Here is a 23,539-nt window from a genome sequence, read left to right as displayed (position 1 = left end):
ATCAGCCATCGTGACATTACGATGCCGTCATGGCTGTCGGCAGCACTGAACTCCGCGCCCGGTTCGCGCGCCGGCTCTCCGACCTGTACGGGACGGAGGTTCCGGCCTACACCACTCTCGTCGACGAGTGCCACCTGGTGAACCAGCGGGTGCTCGACCGGGACGGCGCCGCGGCGGAACGATTCGGGTCGATCAGCCGGGTGACAGCGGAACGGCACGGCGCGATCCGGGTCGGCACACCGGCCGAGCTCGCCCAGGTGGCGCGGATCTTCGGGGCGCTCGGCATGCGGCCGGTCGGGTTCTACGACCTGCGGGACGCCCATCCGCAGCCGATCCCGGTGATCTCCACGGCGTTCCGGCCGACCGAACCGGACGAGCTGGCCCGCAACCCGTTCCGGGTGTTCACCTCGATGCTCGTGCCGCAGGACCGGCGGTTCTTCGACGCGGATCTCCAGGAGCGGCTGCTGCGGTTCCTCGATCGGCGGCAGCTCTTCCCGGACGAGCTGCTCACGCTCGCCGGCCGGGCCGAGCGGGACGGCGAGCTGAGCGAGGCGGACGCAGCGCGTTTCCTCGATCTGGCGGCCGCCGCGTTCGCGCTCTCGCCGGAACCGGTGGACCGCGCCTGGTACGCCGAGCTGGAGCGGATCTCCGGCGTGGCGGCCGACATCGGCGGCGTGACCAGCACACACATCAACCACCTGACGCCGCGCGTGCTCGACATCGACGAGCTCTACACCGGGATGCAGGCGCGCGGCATCGCGATGATCGACGAAATCCAGGGCCCGCCTCGCTGGGACGGGCCCGACGTGCTGCTGCGGCAGACGTCGTTCCGGGCGCTCGCCGAGCCGAGGACCTTCCGCGAGCCGGACGGCACGATCAGCGAGGGGCGGTTACGCGTACGTTTTGGTGAGGTCGAAGCGCGCGGCATCGCGCTCACGCCCGCCGGGCGGGTTCTGTACGACGACCTGGTGACCGAAGTGGATCGGCGGGTTGCCGAGGGGGAGCCTCGCCGGGAGGCGGCCGCCGACGTGTGGGCCACCGGCATGCCCGCCACCGAGAGCGAGCTGGAAGAGCGCGGCCTGGCGTTCTTCACCTACCGCAAGGACGGCGATGCGGTAATTGCCGACCCCATCGTGTACGAGGACTTCCTGCCCCGTTCCGCAGCCGGAATCTTCGCCTCCAACCTCGGTGCGGCCGGAACGATGGACGCTTCGCAGGGCGGCGCGCCGCGGGACATGGCCTGGCTCGCCGAGGTGATCGGCCGCCCGATCCGCACCCCTGAGGAAATCTACGCGGAACAACAGGAGGAATCCCTGATGCGCAGTGGGGTTAGCCCTACCATCGATCGGGGTGCTCGCCGGGTCGGCCGGGGGTCCGTCGCCGAATAGCGTTTCGGGCATGACGACAATCGATGCGCCGCTGGTCTCCGCCCCGACCTTCACCCGCCTGGCCGCCGACACCCGGTACGTGCTCGGCGGCTTCCCGCTCGGCCTGGCCGCCACGATTGTCACCGTGACCGGGTTCTCCCTCGGCCTTGGCCTGGCGGTGGTCTGGATCGGCGTCCCGATCCTGATCGCCACCATGATGATGGCCCGCGGCCTGGCCGTCACCGAACGCGCCCGTCTTGGCCTCGCTCCGGCACGTGACTATCGCGCGGGCGGATCGAGCGTGGTCAGCAGGCTGGTCGCGGTCCTGACCGACCCGCAGAGCTGGCGCGACCTGGTCCACGCCGTGTTCCGCTTCATCCCCAGCACGATCGCGTTCTCGTTCGTGGTCACCTGGTGGGCCGGCGTTCTCGGCGGGCTGAGCTGGGCGCTCTGGGGCTGGGCGTTGCCGGACGACGGCATGGAGCTGCCCGAGCTGCTCGGATTCGGCGACGGCTACCTGACGATCGTGGTGTTCTACCTGGTCTTCGCGGTCGGGTTCGCGGCCACGCTGCCCACTGTCACCCGGTGGGCAGCGCGGTTCGAGGCAGGCTTCGCGCGGGCGCTGCTCTGACGCCTCCGCCGGTCAGGCGCTGCTCGGACGCCTCCGCCGGTCAGGCGATCTCGCGGCGCATGCGCAGTGTCCGGATGTGGTCATCCTCGCGGGACATCGCGGCGCGGACCGTCTGCTTCGGCTGGAAGCCGCGAGCCCGGTAGAAGCCGATGCCCTTGCTGTCACCGAGGAAGACCGACACCCACATCTCGGTCCCGCCGGCCGCCCGGATCTGCTCGGTGACCCGTTCCAGCAGCAGGCTGCCCAGGCCGCGGCCCCGGGCCGCCGCCTCGAGGTAGATCAGCGACAGCTCGCCGGTGCGCGGCCCGGTCATGCCACCGCCGGCCGCCCCGAGCACCCGGCCGTCCTCCTCCGCCACCTGATAGCCGAACCACTCCGGCGGGACCGGCGCTATGTCGGCCGCGACCCGCGGTTCGTTGTAGAACGCGGTGACGCTGCGCTCGATGTACCCCGGCGGCAGGACGTCCCGGTAGGCATCCCGGTACGACGCGGTGCAGATCCGGGCGATGCTGCGGGCGTCGGCGGCAGCAGCGGAACGGACAACGGCAGTCAACGATGATCCAGGCACGCCCGCCAGCGTAGATCGAAACCGAGCGTTCCGGCCGCCCGCGGCCGTCCCGGGTGTGGGGATGGCGGTTTCCCCGCGCCCAATTTCCCCATACTCGGGCGGATCGCACGTCGCGTGTGAAGTTGAGGTCCGCTCCGCACCTGAACTCAACACACGCCGTGCGATCCACCCGAGTGTGTCGAGTTCGGGCGCGGAGCTGAATAGGCGCGGAGCGAACCCGAACTCGACACGCGATCAACGCTGAGAGCCGGCCGGCGCAGCTGGCTCCCAGCGCTCGGCGGACGGTTATCCGCTGGTGCAGACCGTGCCGTTCAGGGTGAACACCGCCGGCAGGACGTTCGGGCCGCTGTAGGAACCCACGAAGCCGACGTTCGCCGACGCTCCGGGCGCCAGCCCCGTGTCGCTCGTGACACGCACCGTGCGGCCAGTCTGGGTCCACGTCGCGTTCCAGCCGCTGCTCAGCTCCTGCCACGCGGTCGGCCAGCTGAACGTCAGCGTCCAGCCACCCACCGCCGACGCCGCGTTGTTGGTGATGTCGATCGAGCCGACGTACCCGTTGCCCCAGTCGTTGACGTCCCGGAACGTCACAGTGCAGGCGGCCTCGGCGGGCGTGCCGGTGGTGAAGGTCAGCGGCGGCGAGGCGGGGGAGAGCCGCCCGGCCCCGTCGCGGGCCACCACGTTGACCGTGTAGCGGCGGCCCGGTTCCAGGTTGCGCGCGGTCAGGGACGTGCCGGTGGTCTCGCCGAGCAGTTCCGCGGCGCCGCCGTTCTGCCGGTAGACCTCGTACTTCAGCCCCGGTGCGACGGCCGGCCAGGTGATCGTCGCGGTGCGATCGGTTGCGGTCGCGGTGGGTCGGGCAGGCGCCTTCGGCGCGATTGCGGGGGTACGGTCCGAGCGCACCGTGACCAGCGTGATCGAGTACGGCGCGAGGGTCTGCGCACCGGCCGTCCCCGCCGGAGCGGTGGTCACCCCGTCGGCCCCGTTGGTGAACGCGGACACCTGCGGCGTGCCGGCCGCCGCCGTGAAGCCGTGGTAGTTCAGGGCGACGGTGTGCGCCGCGTCCGGGTCCTTGTTGACCATCAGAACCGCGACGTCCCCGTTGGCCCGGCGTACCGCGTGGGCGCTGACCAGCGCGTTGTCGGCGCCGGCCCCGATGAACTGATCGCCGGTGCGCGCGAAGTCGCCCATCAGATCCAGGGCGTGGTACGGCGCGAACGGCGTGTTCAGCGGCGGCTGACACACGGAATCGTTGCAGTTGCCGCTGGAGAGCAGCCCGTAGTCACCGTAGTCGGTCTGCCCGGCGACGGTGGACACCGTGCCGAGGCCGTTGTGGACGTTCCACCAATGCACGGTGAAGACGCCCTGGGCGAGCAGGCCGCTGTAGACGTCGGCGAGGAACAGCGCGCCGGGCTGGGTGTTGCGTCCGACTTCCACGTTCGTCTCGGTCATGCTGATGGCGACGTCCCGTCCCGCGTACCTGTCGATCTGTTGCCGCAGCAGATGCACCGCGTCCTGGATCTGTGCGGGTTTGCCGAGCGTCTCGGCGGGCGTGCTGCCGCCGGGGTACCAGTGCACGTCCACGAAGTCGATCACGGAGCCGGCGCGGGTGAGCACCTCCTGGTTCCAGGTGCCCTGGTCGCCGGAGCCGACGATGCCGTCCGGCCAGTTGCCCGGCATGGTCAGCACGGCGCCGATCTTGATGGTCGGGTCGACGGCCTTCATCGCCTGCGCGTACGCGACGACAGTCGACGCGTACTCCTTGGGGCTCTTGTCGGCGTGCTCGTCGGCCTCCCACGCGGCGCCGTAGTGGCCGTTGCCGTAGTTCTCGTTGCCGATCGTCCAGTAGGTGGCGTCGTAGTCCTTGGTGACGTTCGCGTACCGGACCCAGTCGGCGGCTTCCTGAGCGGTCCCGGTCCCGTAGTTCGCGATGATCATCGGTTCGGCGCCGGTGGCGCGGGCGCCGGCCATGAACGTGTCGAAGTCGGTGTCCGGGGCGACGTAGCCGCCGGGCGCGGTGTGGTCGCGCCAGTGGTAGATGTCCGCGTAGGAGCCGCCGGGGTAGCGCAGCATCCCTACGCCGGCGTCCTTGAGCAGGCCGGACACGGCGGGGGTGCCGAGCTGGCTGTCCCAGATGGCGTGGTTGACGCCGAGGGCGGTGTCGCCGACGGTGGCGAGCCCGGCGCGGATGTCGACGTCGACGCGGACGTCGGCGGCTGCCGGAGCGGCGGCGGTCATCGGAGCGGCGGTCATCGGAGCGGCGGACGCATCGGAGGGGACAAAAGCGGCGGGGGAAGCAACAGCGAGCAGGACGGCGCTCGCGAGCCGGTTCCAGGCTTTCACGGGGTCTCCACGGGGGCAGGGGAATTCGGGAGCGCTCCCATGCTCGGCCCGGAGAGCGACCCATGTCAATGAAACCCATACATGGCATGCTGCGTGTCATGCGGAGACTTGCGGCGGTGCTCGCGCTCGTGGTGGTGGCGGTCCTGATCCCCGGGGCCCCGGCGGGCGCGGCGCTCCCGGCGGGATTGACGCACGTCGGCGACGCCAAGCAGCTGATCGTGGTGAGCGGCAAGAGCTGGTCGTCGACCTACGCGACGCTGCGCGCCTATCAGCGCGGCGGCGACGGGAAGTGGCGGCAGGTCTTCGGGGCGATGAACGCGCGCACCGGCTACGGCGGGTGGGCCTGGGCGTCGCGGCGGATCCAGGACACCGGGCAGACACCGGCCGGCACGTTCCGGATCACCCAGGCCTTCGGGGTGCGCGCGGATCCCGGCACCCGCCTGCCGTACCGGAAGGTCGACGGCAACGACTACTGGGTGGGCGACAAGAAGGACCCGCGCACCTACAACCTCTTCCAGCCGTCCGCCGCGGCGAAGCGCACCTGGCGGGTGTCGCAGGCGGAGCGGCTCGCGGCGTACCCGAAGCAGTACGCCTACGCCGCAGTGATCAACTTCAACAAGCCGTCCGGGGTGCGCTGGGACGCGAAGCGCGGCGAGTACGTCGCCTCGAAGCCGGCCAACACGAAGCGCGGGTCGGCGATCTTCCTGCATGCGAGCGGCAAGGGCTCGACCGCGGGCTGCGTCTCGGTCAGCCGGGCGAACGTGGTCAAGCTGCTGAAATGGCTGAACCCGGCGAAGAAGCCGCGCATCGTGATGGCGCCCTCGTCGGCGATCACCCGCGCCTGAGCCCAGCCGCTGACGCCTGACTCGTCACCGGTCCAGGGCGTACAGCTCCACGAGCAGCTCGGACAGGGCGGCCGGATCGGCGGCGCCGAGCGGGACATGCCGGGCGAGTTGCCAGTGATCCGACCACGTGTCGTCCACCCAGATCTCGGTGATCCGCTGCTCGCCGGTCGGGTTGTTGTAGGCGCCGCCGGTTCCAGCAGCTCTTCGATCACGTCGAGCGCGCTTCGGCCGTACCCAATGGCGGTCTTCGGATGATCGGCCCGCAGCCGATGGCAGCCAGATGGCGCAGCGCTGGTCGGCGCTCGTCGCCGCCAGCGCCCAGTCCGGCTGCTCCCGTCCGTGGTCGAGGGCCTCGGCCCGGGACGCCCACCGCTCGCGCTCGCCGTCCGCCCAGGCCATGACCATCGGATCCGGGCAGATCAGTTCGCCGGGTTCGGGTGTCGCCATCGGGCGACGGTATCGGAGGGGGGTGACAGATGTGACAGTGGTCGTGGGGCGGCCCACGGGTCAGACTTGGGCGCCGGAACGACGAAAGAGGTGGGGCACATGGCCACGGAGAAAGCGGTACTGGCCGGGGGCTGTTTCTGGGGGATGCAGGATCTGATCCGCCGGCGTCCCGGAGTGGTGTCCACCCGAGTGGGATACACCGGTGGAAACGTGGCGAACGCGACCTATCGCAACCACGAGGGCCACGCCGAGGCTATCGAGATCGAGTTCGATCCGGCTGTCACGTCGTACCGGGACCTGCTGGAGTTCTTCTTCCAGATCCACGACCCGTCGACGCTCAACCGGCAGGGCAACGACATCGGGACGAGCTACCGGTCGGCCATCTTCTATCAGAGCGACGAGCAGAAGCGGGTCGCCGAGGACACCATCGCCGACGTCGACGCGTCCGGGCTGTGGCCGGGCAAGGTGGTCACCGAGGTGACCGCGGCCGGTCCGTTCTGGGAGGCCGAGCCGGAGCACCAGGACTACCTGGAGCGCATCCCGGACGGCTACACGTGTCACTTCCCGCGGGCGAACTGGAAGCTGCCGCGCCGCGCGCAGTGAGGTTCGCGAGAGACGCCCGCCGGCGGTGAAGCCGGCGGGCGTCTCTGTTACGGGCGTCTCTGTTACGGGCGTCTTTCGCTTACTTGATGCGGCGGCGGTCGCCGAGGCCGTCGTCGATCGGCAGGGCGGCGGCCTTGGTGGCGGCCACCGGCGCCGGCGCGTCGGCCCAGCGGCGCAGCATGGCCGTGGCCTTGGCGGCGTCCTCCGGGTTCAGGCGGGCGATGTTCGCGCCGTGGTTGGCGCCCGGCGCCACGAACAGCGCCGAGTCGCGCCGGCTCGGCCTGAACCGCTCGGCGCCCCACGGGTCGTTCTCACCGTAGATGAACAGCATCCGCTCCGAAGCGGTCCGCACCCAAAGATCAACATCAATCATCGGTACGGGGTTGTGCGCGCGCCGCAGTTCCTTCGGGAGCGACGAGTTCGCGGTGTAGAGACCCGGGTAGTTCCGCAGTCCGCGCAGGTGCTCGAACCGCAGGCTCGGCCAGCCCAGCTGCGACGCGGCCTGGTAGTAGTACGGCCAGTAGTACTCCAGAGCCTGGTCGGTGTAGAAGCTCCACCCGGCGACCGCGTCGATCCAGTCGTAGACCTCGTCGTCGCTGGCGGTGGCCGCCACCGGCACCGTCGCGCAGTCGGCGGCGAGGCTGTACTGCCAGAACGCCCACACCGAGTCCAGCACCGTCATCTCGAAGGAACGGTCCGCGGTGCCGATGGTGTTGCTGAACGTCCAGCCGTTCGCGGCGGCGTCCGCCTCCAGGCGAGCGACGAGCGTGTCCCGCCGGCGCAGCGCCTCGGCCTGCACGTCGTCGAGCCTCGTGCGGCACTCGGCGGTGCTGACGGTGTCGAAGAACTTGTCGTAGGCCCGGTCCTCCGGGTTGATCACGTCGTTCGGGGCCACGTAGGCCACCACGCCGTCGACGTCGTTCGGGTAGAAGCGGCGGTGGTAGACGGAGGTCATGCCGCCCTTGCTGCCGCCGGTCTGAATCCAGTTGGTGTCGTAGACGGACTTGAACGCGCCGACGATCCGGTGCTCGTCGGTGGCCTCCTGCCAGATGTTCAGGTCCGACCAGTCGGCGTCCGCCGGCCGCGACGGCGTGAAGAAGCGGTGCTCGACGGAGACCTGGTTGGCCTGGAGCAGCGCCGTCGGCTCGGTCTGCGTCGGGCGCGGGTTGGCGGCCAGCCCGTACCCGTTGGTGAAGAGCACGACCGGCGCGTCGGTGGACCGGTGCAGCAGCGTGAGGCGCTGCTCGTAGGTGCCCTGGCCGGGGTGCCGGTGATCGGCGGGCTGACGGTAGGTCATCACGAAGAACCGGTAGCCGGCGCCGGGAGTCTCGGAGACGACGGTGAGGCCGGGAATCGCCGCCAGCTGATCCAGCAGCGGGTCGTCCGCGGCACGCGCGGCGGTGGCCGGCGAGAGAACCAATAGCAGGGAAGCGAGGGTAGCTACGATGCGAGATCTCACGCAGGCCACCATATCGACCAGTGGCGATCGTCGGGCACCCGCCGGATCGATGAATGTCGTCCGACTCGCGACAGGCGCGCACGGAGCCGCGCGCGGGCGTGGGTGAGGACGCACGGTCGCGTTGCGTGCGGCGATGTCGTTGCTCTGGCATGGGTGCGGGCACACGGAGCCGTTGTGTGCGGCCTCGTCGGTGCTTGGCAGGGCTTCGGTGTGCTCTCATCCGCGCTCCGGCGCCGTAGCGTGACCGCTGATCCCGGCGCTGTTTCGTCGTCCGCCTCAGGCGAGGGTGAGGGTGAGGGCACGGGCGCCGATGCCGAGGCCGACGATCACGACCAGGGTGGCGGTGGCGAAGGGGACGCTGGTGGAGAGTCGTCCGGTGAGGCGGGCGGCCCGGCTGCCGGTGGGGATCAAGCGGGCCATGCGGGGCCGGGCCACGACGAGGAGAAGGCCGATAGCGGTCAGGGTGGCGGCCATGCCGATGCCGTAGGCGAGGATCAGCGCGACACCCAGACCCGCGCGGCCCAGCCCGATCGCGCCGAGCAGGACCACCAGGGCCGACGGGCTGGGGACCAGGCCGCCGGCGAGACCGATTCCGGCCAGGTTGAGCCGACCACCGGCCTGCGGGCCGTGATGGTGATGCCCGTGCGGGGCGTGTGCGTGCGGGGCGTGTGCGTGTGGGCCGTCGGGGCTGGGGGTGGCGTGGACATGGTCGTGGGGTAGGGCGGTGTGCCTGCGGGCACGGCGGGCTGACACCAGCATGCCGGCGCCTACCGTCACGACCAGAACGCCGGCCACCACGCCCAGCGCGCTCAGCACCCGCTCCCCGGCCAGGGCCGTCGACGTGCTCAGGACCATGCCCAGCAGCAAGACCCCGGCGGTGTGGGCAAGCGTCACCGTTGCCCCGACCGCTACGGCGTCCCGGATGCGGCCCCGACGGCCGGCGAAGTAGGCCGCCATCACCGTCTTGCCGTGGCCGGGCAGGACCGCGTGGCCCGCGCCGAGCAGCAGGGACAGGAGGAAGGCCAGAATGACGACGGCCGGGCCGAGCTGCCCGTCGAGCGCCGACTCCACCCGGCTCTGCGCTGTGCGCAACAGGCCGGAGTCCGCGCCGGTTTCGTCCGGCGGAACCGGCCCGCCGCCGGCATTCGAGACGCCCGGGCCCGCCCCGCTCACCCGGATCGTCGCGGAGCGGACGTCCAGCGGGGAAGCGAGCGGATCCTCGGGGTAGGACCGCAGCATCCCGGTGACGCTCCGGGCGGGCACATCGGAGTGGGCGAGCGTGACCCCGGCGCCGATCGCGGTCATCTCCCGCCAGCCGAGCCGGTCGGTGCGGTAGCCGTTGTCGACCCGTACGGTGGCCGGCCCGGTCAGGTCGGCGGGCGCGCTGAGCAGGCAGCCGAGGCGGCTGGTCTCCAGGCCGCCGGCGCCCGGCATGAGGGCATGGGTCGGCCCGGAGACGGTCCACACCAGCGGCCGGTCGTGCACCGCGACGGTGAACGCCGCGGCCACCCGGGCACATCGCGCGCCGGCATCGCCGGACTTGTCCTGCAGCGTGGGGATCTCCGCGGCGTCGATCACCACGGCCGCCTCGACGCGGTCCGGGCGCAGTGTCAGGCCGGCGTACTGGTTGACCGAGAAGTTGCCGAGCGGATGCGCACTCGCCGGCGCCGCCGGCCAGGCGAGCACTGCTACGGCGCCGGCGGCAACCGCCATGATCCGGAACATCGGTGTCTCCTTTGCGGGGGAGCCGGTGAGCGGAGCGCCGATGCCGATCGTGGCGGCGACGCGCCGGCGGCGAGTAATCGGCAGGGATTCGCGGCGGCGACCGGCCCGGATGGGCTTCTGTGAAATTCCCGACGGACGGCAATCCGCGCCGGCCCCGGCTGCGAATCACTGTGATCTGTTCCGCGCACTCGGCCGAATAGTTGAGTGTTTCGATCCGGAAGGCTGCCGTTCAATGTCACCTGACTGACAGCTATTCAGTCGGCGCATTTACATGATTCGCTGAGGTGCACTTCTGTGACGGCCGGAGGCGGTTCGCGTGCGTACGCTCAGAACATTGCTGGTGATCACGCTCGTCACCGCGGGTCTCTCCCTGTCCGGCGCCGATCCGGCGGCCGCTGACGCGTGCGCGCCGCTGATCAACGCGGTCGCCTGCGAGAACACCAAACCCGGCACGCCGAAGAGCACGTGGGACGTGTCCGGTGCCGGCAGCGCCGACATCCAGGGTTTCACCACACAGATCAGCGCCAATGTCGGTGAAACGGTCTATTTCAAAATCAGGACGCCCGCCACGTCGTACCGGGTCGACATCTACCGGATGGGCTATTACGCCGGAAACGGCGCACGTCTCATCACCTCCGTCAATCCGGTCGGGCGGCAGACCCAGCCGACCTGTCAGACCCAGGCCAGCACCGGTCTGGTCGACTGCGGCAACTGGGCGGTCTCGGCGTCCTGGCCGGTGCCGTCCACCGCGGTCTCCGGCATCTACTTCGCCCGGCTGGTCCGCACCGACGGCACGTCCGGCGCCAGCCACGTCCCGTTCGTGGTGCGCGACGACGCCGGGCGCTCGGACGTCGTCTTCCAGACCTCGGATTCGACCTGGCAGGCCTACAACCAATACGGCGGCAACAGCCTCTACACCGGCTCCCCGGCCGGCCGGGCCTACAAGGTGAGCTACAACCGGCCGATCACCACCCGCGGCACCGGCGCCGAGGACGCGGTCTTCAACGCCGAGTACCCGATGGTCCGGTGGATGGAGGCCAACGGGTACGACGTCAGCTACATCGCCGGTGTCGACGCGGACCGCAACGGCGCGCTGCTGCGTACCCACAAGGCGTTCCTCTCGGTCGGCCACGACGAGTACTGGTCGGGCGCGCAGCGGGCCAACGTGGAGGCCGCCCGGGACGCCGGCGTCAACCTGGCGTTCTTCAGCGGCAACGAGGTCTTCTGGAAGACCCGCTGGGAGAACTCGTACCGCACGATGGTCACCTACAAGGAGACCCACGCGAACTCCAAGATCGACCCGAACGCGGCGTGGACCGGCACCTGGCGTGATCCGAGGTTCAGCCCGCCGGCCGACGGCGGCCGCCCGGAGAACGCGCTGACCGGCACGAACTTCAAGGTCAACGCCGGGACGGTGAACCTGCGGGTGCCGGCCGCGGACGGCAGGATGCGGCTCTGGCGCGGCACCACCGTGGACACCCAGCCGGCCGGCGCGACAGCGACACTGGGCACCGGCACCCTCGGGTACGAGTGGGACGAGGACGCCGACAACGGGTTCCGCCCGCGTGGGCTGATCAAGCTCTCCACGACCACTGCCTCGGGGCTCGACGTGCTGCGGGACCACGGGTCGACGTACTCGACCGGCAGCGCCACCCACAACCTGACGCTGTACCGCGCGCCGAGCGGCGCCCTGGTCTTCGGCGCCGGAACCGTGCAGTGGTCCTGGGGCCTGGACAGCGACCACGACCGGGGGTCGGGCGCGCCGAGCACCCCGATGCGGCAGGCCACCGTCAACCTGCTGGCCGACATGGGGGTGCAGCCGGGCACCCTGCAAGCCGGGCTGACCGCGGCGACCGCGTCCACCGACAGCATCGGCCCGTCCGCGGTCGTCAGCACCCCGGCGGCCGGCACGACGCTGCAGGCCGGATCGCCGGCGGTCGTCTCCGGCACCGCGACCGACACCGGCGGGGGAGTGGTCGGCGGCGTCGAGGTCTCCACCGACAACGGCTCCACCTGGCATCCGGCCACCGGGCGCGCCACCTGGACGTACTCGTGGACGCCGGGCAACACCGGGACCACCACCATCCGGGTACGGGCCACCGACGACAGCGGCAACGTAGGAGCGGACGCGACGAGAGCCGTCACGGTGGGCCCGCGCGCCTGCCCGTGCAGCATCTGGGCCGCGAACGTCGTCCCGGCCACCCCGTCCGACCCGGACAACACCGGGACCGAGGTGGGCATCCGGTTCCGCGCCGACGTCGCCGGTCAGGTCACCGCGATCCGGTTCTACAAGGGCAGCGGCAACACCGGTACCCACGTCGGGCACCTGTGGTCGAACACCGGCACGCAGCTCGCGGCGGTCACGTTCACCGGCGAGTCGGCGTCCGGCTGGCAGCAGGCCACGCTCGCCACGCCGGTGACGCTGACCCCGAACACCACCTACGTCGTGTCGTACTACGCGCCGAACGGCCACTACGCCGGGGACACCGGCTACTACGCCACCACGGGCGTGGACAACGCGCCGCTGCACGCGCTGCGGGACGGGGTGGACGGCGTCAACGGCATCTACCGGTACGGCGCCGGCTTCCCGACCCAGTCCTGGGAGAGCGCCAACTACTACGTCGACGTGGTCTTCACCCCGGCCAGCACCGCGCCCGACACCACCGCGCCGACGGTGACCACCCGGACACCGGCCTCCGGCGCGACCGGGGTGGCGGCCACCACCGCGATCTCCGCGGCGTTCAGCGAGCCGGTGCAGGGCGCCACGGTGACCATGACGGTGGCGAACGCGGCCGGCTCCACGCTCTACAACTCCGGCACGAACACGGCGACGTTCACGCCGTCGGCGGCGCTCGCCGCCAGCACTACCTACACCGTCACGGTCAGCGGCGCCAAGGACCTGGCCGGCAACACGATGGCCACCACCTCCTGGTCGTTCACCACGGCCGCGCCGCCGCCGGCCGGCACCAGTTACTCGGTCTGGCCGTCCACCGCCGTCCCCGGCACCCCGGCCGACCCGGAGACCGCGGCCGTCGAGGTCGGCATGCGGTTCCGCGCCGACGTCGCCGGCACTGTCACCGGCGTCCGGTTCTACAAGGGCAGCGGCAACACCGGCACACACCTCGGCCGGCTGTGGAGCGCGGCCGGCACACAGCTGGGCACTGTCACCTTCAGCGGTGAGTCGGCCACCGGCTGGCAGACCGCCACGTTCGCCACGCCGATCTCGATCACGGCGAACACCACCTACATCGTCTCCTACTACGCGCCGGTCGGCCGCTACGCCGCGGACACCGGCTATTTCGCGAGCACCGGGGTCGACAACGGCCCGCTGCACGCGTTGCCGGACGGCGCCGACGGTGCCAACGGCCTCTATCGATACGGCAGTGGCGGAGGATTCCCATCAAACACGTGGCAATCGGCCAACTATTGGGTCGACGTCGTCTTCACCCCAGCGAGCCCGGCATGATCACCAGCGGGCACGGCAGGAAAGCGCTGCTGGCCTGTCTCGTCCTGGTCGCCTCGCTGCTCGTCGCGCCGGAGTCAGCGACGGCGACGGCGACGGCGGCGGCGGCCGAGCCCTGCCCCTGCACGATCTGGCCGAGCACGGCGGCGCCGGTGAACCCGGCCGAGCCGGACACCGCGGCCGTCGAGGTCGGCGTGAAGTTCCGCTCCGACACCGACGGTTACGTGACCGGCGTGCGCTTCTACAAGGGCAGCGGCAACACCGGCACGCACCTCGGACACCTGTGGAGCGAGGCCGGCGCCAACCTGGGCACCGTCACGTTCACCGGCGAGACCGCCACCGGCTGGCAGACCGCCACGTTCGCCAGCCCGATCCCGGTCGCGGCGAACACCACGTACATCGCCTCCTACTTCGCGCCGAACGGCCGGTACGCCGCCGACAACGGCGCGTTCGCCTCGGCCGGCGTCGACAACGCGCCGCTGCACGCGCTCGCCGGCGGTGTCGACGGCGTCAACGGCGTCTACCGGTACGGCGGTGGCTTCCCGGCCGACTCGTGGCAGTCGAGCAACTACTGGGTCGACGTCGTCTTCGACACCACCGCCGACGACACGACACCGCCCACTGTCGCCAGCACCTCGCCCGCGGCGGCGGGCACCGGCGTACCCACCACGTCGGCGGTGAGCGCCGTCTTCAACGAGCCCGTCCAGGGCTCCACGGTCACCATGAGCCTCGCCGGCACGACGGGCGCGACCTCTTACAACGCGAGCACCCGGACCGTCACGTTCACCCCGTCGGCGGCGCTCGCCGCGGCCACGTCGTACACGGCCACGATCAGCGGGGCGAAGGACACCGCCGGCAACACGATGGCGCCGTTCTCGTGGTCGTTCACCACCCTCGACGCGTCCGGATCGGCCTGCCCGTGCAGCCTCTGGACGCCCGGCGCGACACCGGCGGTCGCCTCGACCGCCGACAACAGCTCGGTCGAGGTCGGCGTCCGGTTCCGCTCCGGCACCGCCGGTTACATCACCGGCCTGCGGTTCTACAAGGGCGCGGCGAACACCGGCACGCACACCGGCTCGCTCTGGAGCGGCTCCGGCAGCCGCCTGTCCACCGTCACGTTCACCGGGGAGAGCGCGACCGGCTGGCAGAACGCCACCCTGCCCAACCCGGTTCCGATCACGGCGAACGCCACGTACGTGGCGTCGTACCACACCGACGCGGGCTATTACTCGACCACCGCGAACGGCCTGGCCGCCGCCACGACCCGCGGGCCGCTCTCCACGATCGTCGGCAGCAACGGCGTCTACAAGTACGGCGCCAGCGCGTTCCCGACCGACAGCTACCAGTCCACCAACTACTGGGTGGACGTCGTGTTCAGCGTCACCACCAGCGACACCGTGGCGCCGGCCCTGACCGGCCGCGCACCGGCGCCCGGGGCCACGGGCGTCCCGGCCACCACCGCCGTCACCGCCACCTTCACCGAGCCGGTCGCCGCGTCCAGCATCGTGATGACGGTGAACGGCGTGGCGGGCGCTGTCGCCTACGAGCCGGCCGCGCTCACCGCCACGTTCACCCCGGCGGCGCCGCTCGCCTACTCGACCGCGTACACCGCCTCGGTGAGTGGAGCACGCGACACCGCGGGCAACGTCATGGCCCCCGTGACCTGGACCTTCACCACCTCGGCCCCGCCACCGCCGCCACCGGACCAGGGACCCGGCGGGCCGGTCCTGGTGATCAAATCGGGCGGTTTCACCCCGTTCCTGGCCGAGGTGCTGCGCACCGAGGGCCTCAACGAGTTCACCACGGCCGAGCTCTCCACCGTCACCGCGGCCACTCTCAGCCAGTACGACGTCGTGCTGCTCGGACCGGGCGCGCTCACCGCCGCCCAGGTCGGCATGTTCACCACCTGGACCGGCGCCGGCGGCAACCTGATCGCGTTCCGCCCGGACAAGCAACTGGCCGGTCTGCTCGGTCTCACCGCCACCGCCGGCACGCTCGCCGAGGGGTACCTGAAGGTCGACACGTCGGCCGCGCCCGGCGCCGGCATCACCGATCAGACGATCCAGTACCACGGCACCGCCGACCGGTACACGCTCAACGGCGCGCGGGCGGTCGCCACGCTCTACTCCACCGCGACCACGGCCACCGTCAATCCGGCGGTGTCGCTGGCCGACGTCGGCAGCAGCGGCGGGCAGGCGGCGGCGTTCAGCTTCGACCTGGCACAGTCGCTGGTACACACCCGCCAGGGCAACCCCGTCTGGGACGGCCAGGAACGGGACGGCGCCGCACCGAGGCGCTCCAACGACCTGTACTTCGGCGCCAGCGCGACCGACTGGGTCAACCTGTCCAAGGTCGCCATCCCGCAGGCCGACGAGCAGCAGCGGCTGCTGGCCAACCTGATCGGCGCGATGAACCTCGACCGCAAGCCGCTGCCGAAGTTCTGGTACTTCCCGCGCAGCCTCAAGGCGGTCGTCGTCGCGACGGGTGACGACCACGCCAACGGCGGCACGGCGGGCCGGTTCGACCAGTACGCGGCGAACAGCCCGGCGAACTGCGTGGTCGACGAGTGGCAGTGCGCCCGGCACACCTCCTACATCTATCCGACCGCGCCGCTGACCAGCAGCCAGGCGGCGACCTACCACTCCCGTGGCTTCGAGGTCGGCCTGCACGTCAACAACAACTGCGCCGACTTCACGGCGGCCTCGCTGGGCGGCGTCTACACCAGCCAACTCGGCACGTGGCGGGCGAAGTACACCTCCGTACCGGGGCCCGCCACCCACCGCATGCACTGCCTGGTCTGGTCGGACTGGTCCAGTCAGGCCACCACCGAGGTGGCCAACGGGATGCGGCTCGACACCAACTACTACTTCTGGCCCGGCTCCTGGATCGCCAACCGGCCCGGCTTCATGACCGGCTCCGGCATGCCGATGCGGTTCGCCGCGAAGACCGGCGGGCTTCTCGACATCTACCAGGCGGCCACCCAGATGACCGACGAGTCCGACCAGAGCTACCCGTTCACCGTGAACACGCTGCTCGACCGGGCGCTCGGTCCGGAGGGCTACTACGGCGCCTTCACCGCGAACATGCACACCGACTCCGCCACCACGGTCCCGAGTGATCAGGTGCTGGCGTCGGCGCAGGCCCGCGGGGTACCGCTGGTCACCGCGAAACAGCTGCTCACCTGGCTGGACGGGCGCAACGGGTCGTCGTACTCCGGCATCGCCTGGTCCGGCGACAACCTCACCTTCACGGTCAACACGGGCGTCGGCGCGACCGGCCTCACCGGCATGGTGCCCGTCCTCGGACCGGCCGGCCGCACGCTCACCACGCTGACCCGGGCCGGCTCACCGGTGACGTTCACCCGGACGACGATCAAGGGCGTCGAGTACGCGATGTTCCCGGCCGCCCCCGGTGCGTACCAGGCGGGTTATGGCCTTTCCGCCGCCACCCCGGCCGTGCTTTCCACTGTCGGGGACGTCAGCTCCACCAGCGCGAACGTCACAGTGGACGGCGGCATTTCCACCCGGACAACCATTGAGTACGGGCGGAGCGCCGCAGCCTTGACCGGGACGGTCGTGGACGGAACCCGGTCGGCGAAACGGACCGTGCGGCTGCGCGGCCTGGAACCCGGCACCACGTACTGGTACCGGGTCCGGGTCACCGCGCCGTCGGGCCGGACCACCGTCTCGCCGGTGCGCCAGCTGGTCACCCCGGCCCCGGACACGACACCCCCGGTGATCTCCGGAGTGTCGGTGGTGCCCCGGCCGGACGGGACGGCGACGGTGTCCTGGCGCACGAACGAGTCGGCCGCCGGCACCGTGGTGATCGACGGCCTCGGCGACCGGCCGGCGGACCTCTCCGGACGCCAGCACCGGGCCGTGGTGACCGAGCTGGAGCCGCGCACGACGTACCGGTACCGGCTCCGCAGCGTCGACGGCTCCGGCAACGTCACACTGTCCCGGCCCGCGACGTTCGTCGCGACGGCGGCGGGCGTGGCCGACCACACGGTGCCCAGCCTCCGCACCGGGACACCGGACTCCACGGTGGTCACCGCCGATGGCGTGCGGCTGGCGCCCGGCGCCCGTACCGGAACGCAGGTGTCCCGGGTCCTCGACGCCGGCCAGATGGTCACCTGGGACCGGCTGTCCTACCAGGCGTCCGTGCCGCCCGGCGCCACCGTGCGGCTCTCCGTCCGCACCGGCAGCACGTCGACCCCCGGCGCCGGCTGGTCCGGCTGGTCCGAGGTGTCCCAGGGCGGCCGGGTGGAGGGCGGTTCGCGCTACGTCCAGTACCGGGCCGAGCTGGTCAGCGGCCGCAACGGCACCTCACCGACCGTGCGGGGAGTAGGCGTCACCAGCGACGCGAAGCCGCTGGACCACCCGACCGAAACCGGCAACTGACACCGCGGCGGCACTCGCGGCGGTGGGCACGCCACCGCCGCGAGCTACCTCTCGTTCAGGGCCGCCGCCGCGTCCTGGCGGTAGGTCCGCTGGCCTCGGAGGACGATCAGGCTGCCGATCACCAGAGGAATCAGGACGACCGTGTAGGCCAGCCGCAGCGACCCGGTCGCGTCGGAGGCCAGGCCGATCAGCCACGGCCCGAGCGCCCCGCCCAGCGTGACCAGCAGTTGCAGGACGGCGAACCCCAGCCCTCGCCGATCGGCCGCCACCACGTCGGCGTTGGCGGCGGTGAGGTTCGCGATGGCCGCCGCGAACCCCACATTGGCCAGCGTGAAGCACACCGCCTGCGGCGCCAGCACCGGAACGCTCACCGCCCCGGCCAGGAAGACCGTGCCGAACAACAGCGACCACCCGCCGATTGCCACCCGATGCTGGTGCAAGCGGTCACCCAACCAGCTGCCGGCGAGGATCCCGGCGACGATGCCGACCAGCCCGGCGCCACCACCCACGGCCGCGGCGGACGCCTCGGGGAGGCCGAACTCGCGCGTGTAGAACGACGGCATCCAGAAGAACAGGCCGCCCAGGCCGAAGAAGAGGATGCTCAACCCGAGGATCACCGAGCGCAGCGTGCGGATCCGCAGCAGCGTGACCAGCTGCACGCGCATCGGAGCCACCGGTTCGGCAGCGCCTGCGCCGTCGAGAGCAGCGCCGGCGCCCTCGGGAGACGCGCCGGCGCCCCCGGAAGCAGCGGCGGCGCCCCCGGAAGCGGCGGCGCCGGATGAGTCGTCGTACCAGCGGGACAGATCATCGCCGACCCCACGAACCGGCTCGCGGATCGTCAGGACCAGGATCGCGATGATGATTCCGGGGACGGCCACCAGGAAGAATCCGGTGCGCCACCCCACGGTCTGTGCCAGCGCGCCCCCGGCGATCACGCCGATCGGCAGGCCGGCGAAGTAGGCCATCCGCTCGTACCCGTAGGCGCGGGCCCGGCCCGGTCCCGGATAGAGGTCGCCGAGCAGGCTTGACGACGGCGGGTTGTAGAGCTGGCCGGCCGCGCCGAGCAGCACCCGCACCGCGAAGAGCGTCGCGTAGGTTCCGGCCAGGCCGGTGCCGACGGTGAGCAGCGCCCAGACCGCGACGACCGCGGAGATGGTCCAGGTGCGTCTGCCGGTGTCGGCGAGTTTGCCGGCCGGCAGCAGCAGCACGATCGCGGCGAGCGCGCCGGCGGTGGCGATCGCGCCGCCCTCGCTGTCGCTGAAGCCGAACTCCTCCTGGATGGTCGGCAGCGCGCCGGCGAGCAAGTTGTACTCGATCCGGTCGATGGCGGCGACGAGCGCCACGCAGATCGCCGGCCACCACCCGAAGGGCGCGCCGGCGCCGCGCCGGACCGGGACCGGCGGTCGTCCCGGATAAGCCGTCACCTGTCGGATCTGCTCGGACTCGTCAGTGATGGCCACCCGTGACACCCCTTCGCGGTCGAGTGACCTCCGATCATGCCCGGGGAAACGGTGTTTCGCTAGATGACACGGGGAAGATCCGAACCGAACGGATGATCTTGCGCTCGGCCGAACGACCGACGGCCGCGAGGTGAATATTTATTGCTTTCTTGATAGCTTCCCTCTTCCGGAGCGGAGGGTGGAAGAAGTGGCCGTCATCAGCGTTGTTGTCCCTGTCCACGGGGTTCAGGGTTACCTGCGTCGATGTCTTGAATCCATCCTCGATCAGCCGTTCGCGGACGTGCAGGTGGTCGCGGTCGACGACGCCTCGCCGGACGCCAGTGGCAGCATCCTGGCCGAGATCGCCGCCCGTGACCCGCGCCTGCACGTGGTCACGATGGAGACCAACATCGGGCAGGGGCCGGCCCGCAACGTCGGCCTGAAGCACGCGACCGGGGACTACGTGTGGTTCCTCGACGCCGACGACTGGATCGCGCCGGGCGCCCTCGCCGCGGTGGCCGCCCGCCTGCGGGAGACCGACGCGGACGTGCTGCTCGTCGACTGGGTGCGCGAGTCGTGGACCGGCCGGGCCCAGGCCAGCACGGCCGGCAAGATCTACGGGCAGGCGCCGGAGACGTTCACCCTGCACACCTGGACGCCGGTGATCGACGTGCTGCACGTGGCGTGGAACAAGATCGTGCGGCGCGATCTGCTGGACCGGCTCGGCTTCGAGTTCGACCCGGGCTGGTACGAGGACCTGCCCTTCACCTACGGGGTTCTCGCCGCCGCCGAGCGGATCAGCGTCCTCGACCGGGCCTGCGTGTACTACCGGCAGCGTCGTCTCGGTGCGGCCACCCGCACGATCGGCGAGGGGCACTTCGCGATCTTCCCGGCGTGGACCCGTACCCATGAATTGGTGGAGATCTGGAGCCCGGACCCGGCGGCGGTGCGCCCGGTGCTGTTCCAGCGCATGGTCTGGCACTTCCTCAAGGTGCTCGCCAACAAGAACCGCGTCCACGGCGCGAAGCGCCGGGAGTTCTACGCCCAGATCCACGAGATGTACCAGCGGTTCCTGCCGCCCGGCGGTCACCCGGCCCCGTCCGGCGCCGAAGGCTTCAAGCAGAAACTCGCAGGACAGGGCCGATTCCGTACGTTCGAAGCGTTGCGCGCCGTCAACCGCTTGCGAACCAAGGTCCGCAAGACCGTCCGCCGCCCGGTCCGGTCCACCCGCTCCGCCCTCTGGCAGCTCTACTACGGGCTGCAGCTGCGCCTGCCGGTCGAGGACAATCTGGTCCTCTACTCGGCGTACTGGCACCGCGGGTACGCGTGCAACCCGGCCGCGATCTACGAGAAGGCCGGTGAGCTCGCGCCGGGCCTGCGTGGCGTCTGGGCGGTGCACGCCGACCGGGTGAGCGGCCTGCCGCCGGGCGTCGACTACGTGGTCAGCGGCACCCGTGCCTACTACCGCGCCCTGGCTCGGGCGAAATACCTGGTCAACAACGTGAACTGGCCGGACTGGGCGACCAAGCGGCGTGGCTCGGTGCACCTGATGACCCACCACGGCACCCCGCTCAAGGTGATGGGCCTCGACCAGGTGCAGTACCCGGCCGGGGTGAAGGACCCGGACTTCCCGGCCCAGATGCGCCGCGCCGACCGCTGGGACTTCAGCATCGCCGCGAACGCGTTCACCACCGAACGCTGGGCCAGCGCCTACCCGTGCCGGCACGAGACCCTGGAGGCCGGCTACCCGCGCAACGACCGCCTGGCCCGCGCGACCGCGGAGGACACCGCCGCCATGCGGGAACGCCTCGGCATCCCGGCCGGCGCGCGGGTGGTGCTCTACGCGCCGACGCACCGTGAGTGGCACAAGGAGAGCCAGATGGTGCTCGACGTCGAGGACCTGGCCCGGCAGCTCGGCCCCGGCCACGTGATCCTGGTGCGGGCGCACTACTTCTACGACAAGGGTGGCAAGCGCGCCGTGGCCGGCGCGGGCGAGGTGCGCGACGTGTCGCACTATCCCGTCGTGGAGGACCTCTACCTGGCCTCCGACGTGCTGATCACCGACTACTCGTCGCTGATGTTCGACTACGCCGTCCTCGACCGGCCGATCGTGATCTTCGCGCCGGACTGGGAGGCCTACCGCACCGTTCGCGGCACCTACTTCGACCTGTTCGAGGAGCCGCCGGGCGCGGTCGCCGCCACCTACCCCGAGCTCCTGGACGTGCTGCGCGGCGGCGACTTCGGCGACGCGGCGCGCCAGGCGTTCCGGCAGCGGTTCTGCCACCTGGACGACGGCAACGCCGCGGAGCGCGTGGTGCGGCGCGTCTTCCCGGTGACGGTCGATGCCGTCTCACCCCGGATCGAAGCGACAGTGTCCTCCTGACGGTCGTCCGTCCCGGCCCGTCTCCGCTCCGGCCCGTCTCCGCTTCGGCGCGGCGGGCCGGGCGGCGCGGCTCCGATCGCAGCACCTGGTCGACGCCCTGACCAGCTTCTTCACCGCCGGAGCTGCCCGCGAGGTGTCCAGCTAGCACGGCCGGCAGCCGGCGGGGCCGGGCCAGTGCCGGACCGGCTGGCTGGCTGCTTGCGACGCAGGAACCCGCTGCCGGCGGTGTGCTGATTGCGCTGCGTGTCACGTCGGGTCTGGCGACGGTGGAGCGCTGCGGGTTCGCGTGATTCTGTGGGGCCTGGGGCGTCCGCGGGTTTCCGTGAAGCGCGATGTTTACCTCGGATGTCGGCACGCGCTGTGACAAGGGTCCGCGCTGGCGGGCGGGCCTGCGCATTCGAGGTAAACGCGGCGCTTCACGGAAATCCGCAGACGCTATAAGCCCCACAGAACGCCGCAAAGCCACAAAACGCCACAGCGCTCCACCGTCGCCGGGACCACATCGTGCGCTGCGGCGCCGATGACCATGGGGGATTCCTCGTCCGCTCAGCCCGATAGCCGATAATGCACAGGTGACCTCGATCAACGACTCGCAACAGCCACAGGACGCCTCGCCGGAGCCGGCTCCTCGTAAGCCGCTGAACAGCAGCTGGGGCTTCACGGTGGCCGGCGGCCTGGTCGGTCTCTACTTCCTGGTCAGCGGAGCCCTGATGTTCCGCGACAAATACGGCAACGGCGTCTTCGCCCTGATGATGACCGCCATCGTGCTGGCCGCCGGCACGATCGGCTACCTGCTCTTCAAGACCTGGCGCGCGGAACGAGCCGCCCGGAAGTGACGCCTACGCCCGGGGGTCGACCAGGATCTTCGGGCCCGCTCCGGCCCCCGCGGGGCGCTGCCCGGCGAGCACGTCGATGATCTCGTCGAGGCTGACGGTCGCGGCGACCAGGCCGCGCGGATCAACGGCCCCTTCCGCGTACGCGGTGATGGTCCCGCCCAGCCCGGCCGACGCGCCCAGAATGCCCACCGCCGTGACGTCCTTGAGCGCGATCTCCCGGGTGTCGACGGTGCTGGGCGAACCGGCCAGACCGACGTAGACGACCCGCCGGCCCGGTTCGACCAGCTGCACGGCGAGGGACGGCAGCCCCGGCGCGTTGGAGGCGTCCACCACGGCGTCCCAGGGCGCCGCCGGCAGCGTCTCGCGGGTCCACGCGGCGCCGAAGCCGAGCGAGCGCGCCAGCTCCAGGCTGCTCTCCCGGTGCCCCATGAGGTGGACCTCGGCGCCCCGCGCCCGGCCGAACATCGCCACCAGCAGCCCGATCGTCGCTGTGCCCAGCACCAGCAGCCGTTCACCCGCCGTGATCGCCGCCGCCTCGACGCTGCGCAGCGCGTTCCCGCCCGGCTCGACCAGCGCGCCGACGGTCGCGTCCACCGCGTCCGGCAGCGCCTTCAGGTAGGCGGCCGGATAGGCGAGCCGCTCGGCGAGAGCGCCCGGGATGCCGTCGGAGATGCCGAGTTCGCGCAGGTCGGGGCAGACGTGATGGCGCCCGGCGAGGCAGCGCCGGCAGCGCCCGCAGCCGATCATCGTGTCCCCGGTGACGCGCTGCCCGACCCAGGACTCGTCCACCCCGTCCCCGGCGGCGACCACCGTGCCGGACCATTCGTGGCCGGGCCGCAGCGGGTACGACGAACGCCCGCTGTGCAGGTAGCTCATCTCGCCGGTGAACAGCTCGATGTCGGTGCCGCACACCCCGACGCGGTCCACGTCGATCAGGACCTGCCCGGCCCCGGCCTCGGGCTCGGGCACGTCCTGGACCTCGGCCTTGCCCGGACCGGTGAAGACGAGTGCCCGCATGATCCAAAATCTTAGA

At 71.2% G+C, this 23,539-nt stretch carries 15 protein-coding genes; 8 read left to right on the top strand and 7 right to left on the bottom strand.

Annotated elements, in window-relative coordinates; all coding sequences use genetic code 11:
* Positions 1 to 29 precede the first annotated feature (29 nt).
* The gene (locus AB0F72_RS28840; protein ID WP_360437259.1) at positions 30 to 1,388 is read left to right on the top strand and encodes a VOC family protein; all 1,359 of its coding nucleotides are present in this window, start codon (positions 30 to 32) and stop codon (positions 1,386 to 1,388) included.
* A 10-nt stretch (positions 1,389 to 1,398) separates the two neighbouring features.
* Positions 1,399 to 1,998 (top strand): sensor domain-containing protein, encoded by a 600-nt coding sequence (locus tag AB0F72_RS28835; protein ID WP_360437256.1) that lies wholly within the window; start codon positions 1,399 to 1,401, stop codon positions 1,996 to 1,998.
* 40 nt (positions 1,999 to 2,038) lie between these two features.
* On the opposite strand, the gene AB0F72_RS28830 is transcribed toward AB0F72_RS28835, so the two are convergent.
* Together AB0F72_RS28830 and AB0F72_RS28825 are read right to left on the bottom strand one after the other, a co-directional pair.
* Entirely contained in the window at positions 2,039 to 2,551 is a 513-nt protein-coding gene (locus AB0F72_RS28830) for a GNAT family N-acetyltransferase (protein ID WP_360437253.1), read from the bottom strand.
* Positions 2,552 to 2,851: 300 nt separating this feature from the next.
* Positions 2,852 to 4,816, bottom strand: coding sequence for a cellulose binding domain-containing protein (locus AB0F72_RS28825; RefSeq protein ID WP_360437406.1), 1,965 nt, complete (start codon positions 4,814 to 4,816; stop codon positions 2,852 to 2,854).
* Between the two features lie 188 nt (positions 4,817 to 5,004).
* Here AB0F72_RS28825 and AB0F72_RS28820 point away from each other — a divergent pair, with 188 nt between their 5' ends.
* On the top strand, positions 5,005 to 5,751 hold the full coding sequence (locus AB0F72_RS28820) for a L,D-transpeptidase family protein (RefSeq protein ID WP_360437250.1): 747 nt from the start codon (positions 5,005 to 5,007) through the stop codon (positions 5,749 to 5,751).
* Positions 5,752 to 5,775: 24 nt separating this feature from the next.
* On the opposite strand, the gene AB0F72_RS28815 is transcribed toward AB0F72_RS28820, so the two are convergent.
* Positions 5,776 to 6,198: a hypothetical protein gene (locus tag AB0F72_RS28815; RefSeq protein WP_360437247.1), complete on the bottom strand. Its 423-nt coding sequence runs from the start codon at positions 6,196 to 6,198 to the stop codon at positions 5,776 to 5,778.
* A 99-nt stretch (positions 6,199 to 6,297) separates the two neighbouring features.
* On the opposite strand from AB0F72_RS28815, the gene msrA reads away from it, so the two are divergent.
* A complete protein-coding gene (gene msrA / locus AB0F72_RS28810; protein WP_360437244.1) occupies positions 6,298 to 6,801 on the top strand; it encodes a peptide-methionine (S)-S-oxide reductase MsrA in 504 nt (167 codons plus the stop codon).
* A 79-nt stretch (positions 6,802 to 6,880) separates the two neighbouring features.
* Here the strand turns inward: msrA and AB0F72_RS28805 are convergent, their stop codons facing one another.
* Positions 6,881 to 8,260, bottom strand: coding sequence for a S28 family serine protease (locus AB0F72_RS28805; RefSeq protein ID WP_360437241.1), 1,380 nt, complete (start codon positions 8,258 to 8,260; stop codon positions 6,881 to 6,883).
* A 276-nt stretch (positions 8,261 to 8,536) separates the two neighbouring features.
* Entirely contained in the window at positions 8,537 to 9,985 is a 1,449-nt protein-coding gene (locus AB0F72_RS28800; RefSeq protein WP_360437238.1) for a hypothetical protein, read from the bottom strand.
* Positions 9,986 to 10,301: 316 nt separating this feature from the next.
* Here AB0F72_RS28800 and AB0F72_RS28795 point away from each other — a divergent pair, with 316 nt between their 5' ends.
* The gene (locus tag AB0F72_RS28795) at positions 10,302 to 13,451 is read left to right on the top strand and encodes a N,N-dimethylformamidase beta subunit family domain-containing protein (RefSeq protein WP_360437235.1); all 3,150 of its coding nucleotides are present in this window, start codon (positions 10,302 to 10,304) and stop codon (positions 13,449 to 13,451) included.
* Positions 13,448 to 17,848 (top strand): DUF4082 domain-containing protein, encoded by a 4,401-nt coding sequence (locus AB0F72_RS28790; RefSeq protein ID WP_360437232.1) that lies wholly within the window; start codon positions 13,448 to 13,450, stop codon positions 17,846 to 17,848. Before AB0F72_RS28795 ends, AB0F72_RS28790 begins: the two co-directional genes overlap by 4 nt.
* 44 nt (positions 17,849 to 17,892) lie before the next feature.
* Here the strand turns inward: AB0F72_RS28790 and AB0F72_RS28785 are convergent, their stop codons facing one another.
* Positions 17,893 to 19,308 (bottom strand): MFS transporter, encoded by a 1,416-nt coding sequence (locus AB0F72_RS28785; protein WP_360437229.1) that lies wholly within the window; start codon positions 19,306 to 19,308, stop codon positions 17,893 to 17,895.
* A 187-nt stretch (positions 19,309 to 19,495) separates the two neighbouring features.
* Between AB0F72_RS28785 and AB0F72_RS28780 the strand changes: the two genes are divergently transcribed.
* Positions 19,496 to 21,670 carry a bifunctional glycosyltransferase family 2 protein/CDP-glycerol:glycerophosphate glycerophosphotransferase gene (locus tag AB0F72_RS28780; protein WP_360437226.1) on the top strand — a complete coding sequence of 725 codons (2,175 nt, stop codon included), beginning with the start codon at positions 19,496 to 19,498 and terminating at the stop codon, positions 21,668 to 21,670.
* Positions 21,671 to 22,242: 572 nt separating this feature from the next.
* Positions 22,243 to 22,506 (top strand): hypothetical protein, encoded by a 264-nt coding sequence (locus AB0F72_RS28775; RefSeq protein WP_360437224.1) that lies wholly within the window; start codon positions 22,243 to 22,245, stop codon positions 22,504 to 22,506.
* Between the two features lie 3 nt (positions 22,507 to 22,509).
* On the opposite strand, the gene AB0F72_RS28770 is transcribed toward AB0F72_RS28775, so the two are convergent.
* The gene (locus tag AB0F72_RS28770) at positions 22,510 to 23,523 is read right to left on the bottom strand and encodes an alcohol dehydrogenase catalytic domain-containing protein (RefSeq protein ID WP_360437220.1); all 1,014 of its coding nucleotides are present in this window, start codon (positions 23,521 to 23,523) and stop codon (positions 22,510 to 22,512) included.
* Positions 23,524 to 23,539 lie beyond the last annotated feature (16 nt).

Source organism: Actinoplanes sp. NPDC023936 (assembly GCF_040639325.1).
Taxonomy (GTDB): Bacteria; Actinomycetota; Actinomycetes; order Mycobacteriales; family Micromonosporaceae; genus Actinoplanes.
This window is presented reverse-complemented; position numbering and strand designations above follow the sequence as displayed.